This is a genomic window from Bacillus sp. JJ1127, from assembly GCF_036965845.1.
Classification (GTDB): domain Bacteria; phylum Bacillota; class Bacilli; order Bacillales; family Bacillaceae_G; genus Bacillus_A.
Window position 1 is genome coordinate 1 of sequence record NZ_JBALQK010000409.1, and the last position, 6,146, is coordinate 6,146.

Below are 6,146 nucleotides of genomic sequence, written 5' to 3' on the forward strand. Positions count from 1 at the left end.
GAATTAATTAAAAATGTAGCACAAACAGCTGAAATTTCTCAAAAAGAAGCTACTGTAGTTGTACAATCTGTAGTAGAATCAATCACAAACACTTTAGCTGCTGGTGAAAAAGTACAACTTATCGGATTCGGTACATTTGAAGTTCGTGAAAGAGCTGCTCGTACAGGCCGTAACCCACAAACAGGTGAAGAAATGCAAATCGCAGCTTCAAAAGTACCTGCTTTTAAAGCTGGTAAAGAATTAAAAGAAGCAGTAAAATAATAAAAAACAGCTTTCTCATAAACGAGAAAGCTGTTTTTTTTATTTTGAGACTCTTTCTAAAAATCACTTCTATCCTAATGCTTTCTAAATTCATGTAAAAATTATACTACTCTCTTGTACTCTCTAATTGATGAAATGAATCCTATTATAAATAACATTCCCCGGTACGTTTACTAGAATTAAATAAAAAAACAAGCTAGATGAAATACTAGCTTGTTCCATTACGCTTTTGAAAATCGTTCAAACACCGTCATTAATTCTTCAATTGCTTCGTCTCCATTACCATCTTTAATAGCACTAGAAACACAATGATTCGTATGATTTTTAAGTATCCCCATTCCAACCTTCTTCATCGCTGCATTAATAGCTGAAATTTGCACTAAAATATCAACACAATAGCGATCATTTTCGACCATGTTCTGGATACCACGCACTTGCCCTTCAATTCTCTTTAATCTATTCATGATTTGTTCTTTTTCTTTATCCGATCGATGAGTAGTAACCTTTTCATTTTCTTTATGATTCATTTTATCACCTTCTTAAAATTTCTACCGTATTAACAAATAGATATTTATAACAAATCTATTCAAATTCTATCTATATGTAATAACATCTAATCGGAGTATAACATTTATAACATAAAATATACATATGGATATACTCTATATCAAAATCCACTACAAAGTACCATGATCTTCTTAACCTATACTAAACCTTGAAAGCAATTCCCACACAAGTTCACTTTCATAAACCGTTACAATTCAACAACAAATAAAAAAATCCAGATAGCAATTTATTACTATCTGGATTTCTTTTTTATGCCTGTTCTTCAAATAGGCGTGCTATTTCTATAATCACTTGAACAGCCTTTTCCATATTATCTACAGAAACATACTCAAATTTACCGTGGTAGTTTTCCCCGCCAGTAAAAATATTTGGTGTTGGCAAGCCCATATATGATAATTGAGATCCATCTGTTCCCCCACGGATTGGTTGGATATTTGGCTCGATATCTAAGTTTTTCATCGCCTCATAAGCAATATCAACAATTTCTCTAACTGGTTCAATTTTCTCAAGCATATTGTAATATTGATCTTTTATCTCAAGAATAATATTTTCTTCCCCATATTTTTCTTGCATCTGTTTCGTAATATTCGTGATTTTATCTTTACGAGCCTCGAAGTTATCACGGTCAAAATCTCGAATAATGTAATGAGATTTACTTTGCTCAACATCACCATTTACAGAAATAAGGTGATAAAAGCCTTCATGTCCCTCTGTATATTCTGGTGCCTCTTCTGCTGGTAACTGTCCATGAAATTCCATTGCTAACTTACTTGCATTGAGCATTTTATTTTTTGCTGTGCCAGGATGCGTATTATTTCCTTTAAAAATTAACTTTGCGCTTGCTGCGTTGAAGCTTTCATACTCTAACCCCCCGAGTGGACCTCCGTCCATTGTATAAGCAAAAGACGCTCCAAAAGCTTTCACATCAAAATGAGATGGGCCACGACCGATTTCCTCATCAGGCGTAAATGCTACTCTAATCTTCCCATGTTTAATTTGTGGGTTATGTAATAAGTAATTCATGGCAGTCATAATTTCTGTAATACCAGCTTTATCATCTGCACCAAGAAGTGTTGTTCCATCAGTCGTAATTAAAGTATGACCCTTATATGATGGTAGTTCTGGGAATAACTCCGGCGTTAAAATTACATTTAATTCTTGGTTCAACGTAATGGCCTTACCATCAAAATTTTCGTGAATTTGCGGTTTCACATTCTTTCCTGTAAAATCAGTCGCTGTATCTAAGTGAGCTAAAAAGCCAATTACAGGAACATCTTTATCCGTATTCGCAGGAAGTGTTGCCATTACATAGCCATTGTCATCCATCGTTACTTCTGTCAAACCAATTTGTTTTAATTCTTCAACTAGTAATTTCCCGAACTCAATTTGTCCAGGTGTTGATGGTACTGTCTGACTTTCTTCATTCGATTGTGTATCTACCTTCACATATCTCGTAAATCTTTCTATAATTTCTTGTTTCAAATTCGTTCACTCCCTTTTCATAAATCTCTCTTTATTATAATCCTTAAACCGAAACATTTTAACTTTTTTGACTGTAATAGCATCATTTTCACACGATTCACTAAAAATAAGTCTGACAATGCGAACGGTTTCGATTCATAATTAAAAATTAGATATGGGAGCGAAAGCTAACAAAAATGACCTCAGATTTTTATACCTACGCTGTTTTTATTTCTCTATATGCATGAGTACGATTCTCCATCCATCCGGATCTTCTATTGTAATACCTTTTTCTTTCCAGTACGGATTTTCTGGCTCAACTTCATCATAGCCCATTGCATGTAACCTACTATGTACTTTTTCAATTTCAGCTTTATTAGGCATATAAAATACAAGTAAGTTATCCTTTGTTGGAGCTGGGCATGGACTACCATTTATATGCCTTGTAAACTCTAAATGATATTCTGCATCAGGTAATCCAAACATAATTCCATCATACCCTTCATGATTATGAAACTCACCTATACGTTTTAAACCTAGTCCTTCTTCATAAAATGTGATAACTTCTTCAAATTTATCCGTCGGGCGTGCAATTCTAAGCTGAACCCAATTCTTCATACATTCCCCTCCCTATAAAATATCATTATGCTCTTATCTATTAATATAAATGAGTCTCGCATTTATTAAATCCCTCATTCGTATGAAGATGAAGTAGCACAAAAGGTTAATCGTGCTTGTAGTAAAAGTATTACACTTTCTACATCACCTAAAAACAGTTCACATTTATTTATAATGTGCGTAATAAAATGGTGATAACCGTTCTACTAAACTTTAAAATTCATATTAACGGGAGGAAATGGAATGTACCAAAACAATCGAAAAAGAAAATGGAACGGGCCTTCCAAAGCAATCCCGTTTTCTCTTTTAGAGGTAAAAAATGAACTAAAGAAAAAAAGTAAAGGCAATTCCCCTTCCCTTAAAACTTGTACATTAACTACAGAAGAGAAAATGCTCATTTATAAAATTAAAGAACAAACAAAACTGCTTAACAAAAATAATGTAACGAGGACACGTGCTTATTATCAGTTTTACCTCCGGCACCCTGAGATACATTGGGCCCTGCTTGGACATATGGTATCACGTAATGGTGGATGGAACATGACAGATTTAAAAGGCGATTTATATACAAGGCTGTTATCAGAAAAAGATCAGCTTGCCTTTTTCTCTTTTTTAGAACGCGGAAATTGGCTAATTTTTCAAGATGTGTATCCGCAGTTTTTATTATATGAACAAAGTATCCAAAAATCTAAAGGATTATTTCACCTTCTATCATATCTCAATGTATCAACATTTATGGAAACAATGTGGAATTGTTTTTGGCGAACAGGCAATTGCTATACATTAGCCATCGCGACAATTATTAATGAACAAAGTTATTTAGAAAAAAGGGTAATACAAAATGCTCATTTAAAAAAGACGGTACTCAATAGTGTTGGATTTAAACTCTTTGACTTCTTCCGTTTTAATCATATCCTTTTTCCATTCTATGAAGATGAGACTAAGCAAAAAATAGTACTATTTGGTGATACAATGAAACATTTCACTTCCTTGCATGAGCGGATTCTGCTCGGCAAACGGTTATACTCATTGTTATTTCGTAATGAACATATCTTACCTAAAGTGATACATTGGGCTCATGATCATCCACATACTGGATCGCGAAAAGATTACTGGCCTCATTTATTTTCTAGTGTAAACGAATCCTTTTCACGTGAATTTTATCGACGTAGAATAAAAAAATGTCAATTACGAAAAGATGCAGATCGTTTATACAGTCCAGCATTACTTTATGCTTGGAAAGACATTAAACATACAGAAGCGGAAAAAGAAGACTGGTTTGAGGATTGGCACATCGTGGACTATTTAATTAATAAAGGAGAAAATAGTAATGAGAAGATTGTGGATGACTATTGCAAAACGCTTGAAAAAATTGAAATTGCCATTCTCGCAAAGAAAAATATCCTTCTCAGAGAAAAAGAAACAGAAGAGTAATCATCTAGCGTTTGTCGTCACGATCATTCTCTCCTGTTTCATCGGAACATATTTAGACTTCCTATTTGTCAGTAAACAAATGTATGCCTTCCCAGTAAGGCCATTCCCTACTATATTTACAATCAACATTGCTTTTACATTATTAATATTACCGAGCTTTACTGCTCTCTTTTTACATATTGCAAAGATGTTGTCTACATTTTCAAGAATTCTATTTATTATTTTAATTGGAATTTGCGCGAGCATATCCGAACAAATCACCGAAAGTTTAGGATTGTTCACTCATAGTGAAAACTGGTATCATACATATTCTTTGTTTGGATATATGATTTTCATGTTTTTTATATGGAAATTTTATCAGTGGCTGCGATAATAGAACAAACTCTTTTCACATATTGCTTCACCGTAAATATTTTTTTACAATTTCTTCAATCACGTAAGGTAGCATCTAAGATTGTTATGCTCTTTTTCATTCTGCTGTTTCTCCCTTTCCTTGCATAAACTGTAGTGTTTGTGAGAATAGCGTATTACGATTCTTTTCATAAACAGCCCAATGTGTTGCATCAGGAATTACCACTTCTTTTTTTTGCTCTGTACCTGTTAATTTCGACATCACATTTCGATCTGCAAATATGTCATCTTCTCCATAAATGACAAGTACTGGAACGGTAATTTTAGATACATCATATAGAGGTTGATTTTTCCAAATGTAAAATAAATCCTCTAGTGGACCAATTGGGCGGCGAATAGTTTGGTTATTTTTCTTACTCATAGGATCCGAACTGATAAACACTTGTTTTACGGCATCCATTGCTTCATTTGTAACGATTTTTTTCTGTCCCATCATCATATGCCAATGGTGCATTCCTTTATCAAAGTCCACCATTTGATAGGCTGATGCTTCAGGATTAAATTGATTAGGTTGTGATGGATTTTCAAGAGGTTTTGTCATCATAGGAAGTATGAACCCATGCATATATCCGTATAAAACAAGTTTATTAATATCTTGAGGATGGGATATCGCATAATTTCCAGCGACAACGCCTCCATATGACCATCCAACAATATGAATTTTTTTTACATCCCTCTTCTTTTTGATCCAATTTACAACTGTTTCTAGATCCTTAGTTGCATCATTCAAATGAATAACCGGACGGTTTTGGGAAGGAGGCTCTGACATTTCTTTAGGGCGAGAAGAATGACCAAATCCTCGAAAATCCATGGCCCAAGTATCATATCCTTTTTTAGCATACTCATCCATCCACGAATATTTTGGCACATCAAATGCTTCCGCTGTAGGCACACTAAACGGTTCTAAAAATAAAACAATTTCATCAGATGTATACTGTTTTTTATATTCTAAACTTTTATGGAGCAAAAACAATTTTTCTTCTCCTTGTTGAATTTCTAATTCTTGTTTTACTACTTTAGAAGTCGGAGTCTTTTGAGAAGTTTCTTTTATGCTAGAACAGCCAGACATAAGCGTCATAAAAATAATTCCTACTGAAATAATATATATCCATTTTCTTTTCATTAAAAACTCCCTTTCATCTCTTTGAAATAATTGCTATCATACCCGCTGCAATAATTACCCAAGCTGGTAATCCCTTTATAAATAGTACCGCAACAAGAGTTCCTACTAAGACTCCTACACCTTTTCTTCCTATATATGACACAATGAAGCCTATAAAAATGGATCCTATTTGAAACCTCCTTTATATGTAGTCTTCACCTCAAGAAAGATTGCCTGCTAGAACTTACCCTATATAAAGATAACCAGGAAATATGTGGTATTTGTGTGATAT

The 6,146-nt window shown here is 33.8% G+C and carries 7 protein-coding genes and 1 pseudogene; 3 read left to right on the forward strand and 5 right to left on the reverse strand.

Features of this window, described 5'->3' with window-relative positions:
* Positions 1 to 261, forward strand: a 261-nt coding sequence (locus V7183_RS25240; RefSeq protein WP_335361245.1) for an HU family DNA-binding protein, incomplete at its 5' end; no start/stop codon positions are given.
* A gap of 221 nt (positions 262 to 482) precedes the next feature.
* On the opposite strand, the gene V7183_RS25245 is transcribed toward V7183_RS25240, so the two are convergent.
* The 3 genes from V7183_RS25245 to V7183_RS25255 form a co-directional block, all read right to left on the reverse strand.
* Positions 483 to 788, reverse strand: coding sequence for a metal-sensing transcriptional repressor (locus V7183_RS25245; protein ID WP_335361246.1), 306 nt, complete (start codon positions 786 to 788; stop codon positions 483 to 485).
* Between the two features lie 289 nt (positions 789 to 1,077).
* Positions 1,078 to 2,310, reverse strand: a complete 1,233-nt coding sequence (pepT, locus tag V7183_RS25250) for a peptidase T (protein WP_335361247.1) — start codon at positions 2,308 to 2,310, stop codon at positions 1,078 to 1,080.
* Positions 2,311 to 2,517: 207 nt separating this feature from the next.
* Entirely contained in the window at positions 2,518 to 2,907 is a 390-nt protein-coding gene (locus tag V7183_RS25255) for a VOC family protein (RefSeq protein WP_335361248.1), read from the reverse strand.
* Between the two features lie 243 nt (positions 2,908 to 3,150).
* Here V7183_RS25255 and V7183_RS25260 point away from each other — a divergent pair, with 243 nt between their 5' ends.
* Complete coding sequence (locus V7183_RS25260) at positions 3,151 to 4,341, forward strand: DUF2515 domain-containing protein (protein ID WP_335361249.1); 1,191 nt, start codon at positions 3,151 to 3,153, stop codon at positions 4,339 to 4,341.
* Positions 4,253 to 4,714 (forward strand): CBO0543 family protein, encoded by a 462-nt coding sequence (locus V7183_RS25265; RefSeq protein WP_335361251.1) that lies wholly within the window; start codon positions 4,253 to 4,255, stop codon positions 4,712 to 4,714. Before V7183_RS25260 ends, V7183_RS25265 begins: the two co-directional genes overlap by 89 nt.
* A gap of 96 nt (positions 4,715 to 4,810) precedes the next feature.
* Here V7183_RS25265 and V7183_RS25270 read toward each other — a convergent pair whose 3' ends face one another.
* Positions 4,811 to 5,875, reverse strand: a complete 1,065-nt coding sequence (locus V7183_RS25270; RefSeq protein ID WP_335361250.1) for an alpha/beta hydrolase — start codon at positions 5,873 to 5,875, stop codon at positions 4,811 to 4,813.
* Positions 5,876 to 5,888: 13 nt separating this feature from the next.
* Positions 5,889 to 6,044 (reverse strand): annotated as a pseudogene (locus V7183_RS25275) (DUF441 family protein); the annotation flags it as partial.
* Between the last annotated feature and the right edge of the window lie 102 nt (positions 6,045 to 6,146).

Coding starts and splice junctions, on each gene's coding strand:
- V7183_RS25245 (WP_335361246.1), bottom strand. CDS start 788: ATGAATCATAAAGAAAATGAAAAGGTTACTACTCATCGATCGGATAAA.
- V7183_RS25255 (WP_335361248.1), bottom strand. CDS start 2,907: ATGAAGAATTGGGTTCAGCTTAGAATTGCACGCCCGACGGATAAATTT.
- V7183_RS25260 (WP_335361249.1), top strand. CDS start 3,151: ATGTACCAAAACAATCGAAAAAGAAAATGGAACGGGCCTTCCAAAGCA.
- V7183_RS25265 (WP_335361251.1), top strand. CDS start 4,253: ATGACTATTGCAAAACGCTTGAAAAAATTGAAATTGCCATTCTCGCAA.
- V7183_RS25270 (WP_335361250.1), bottom strand. CDS start 5,875: ATGAAAAGAAAATGGATATATATTATTTCAGTAGGAATTATTTTTATG.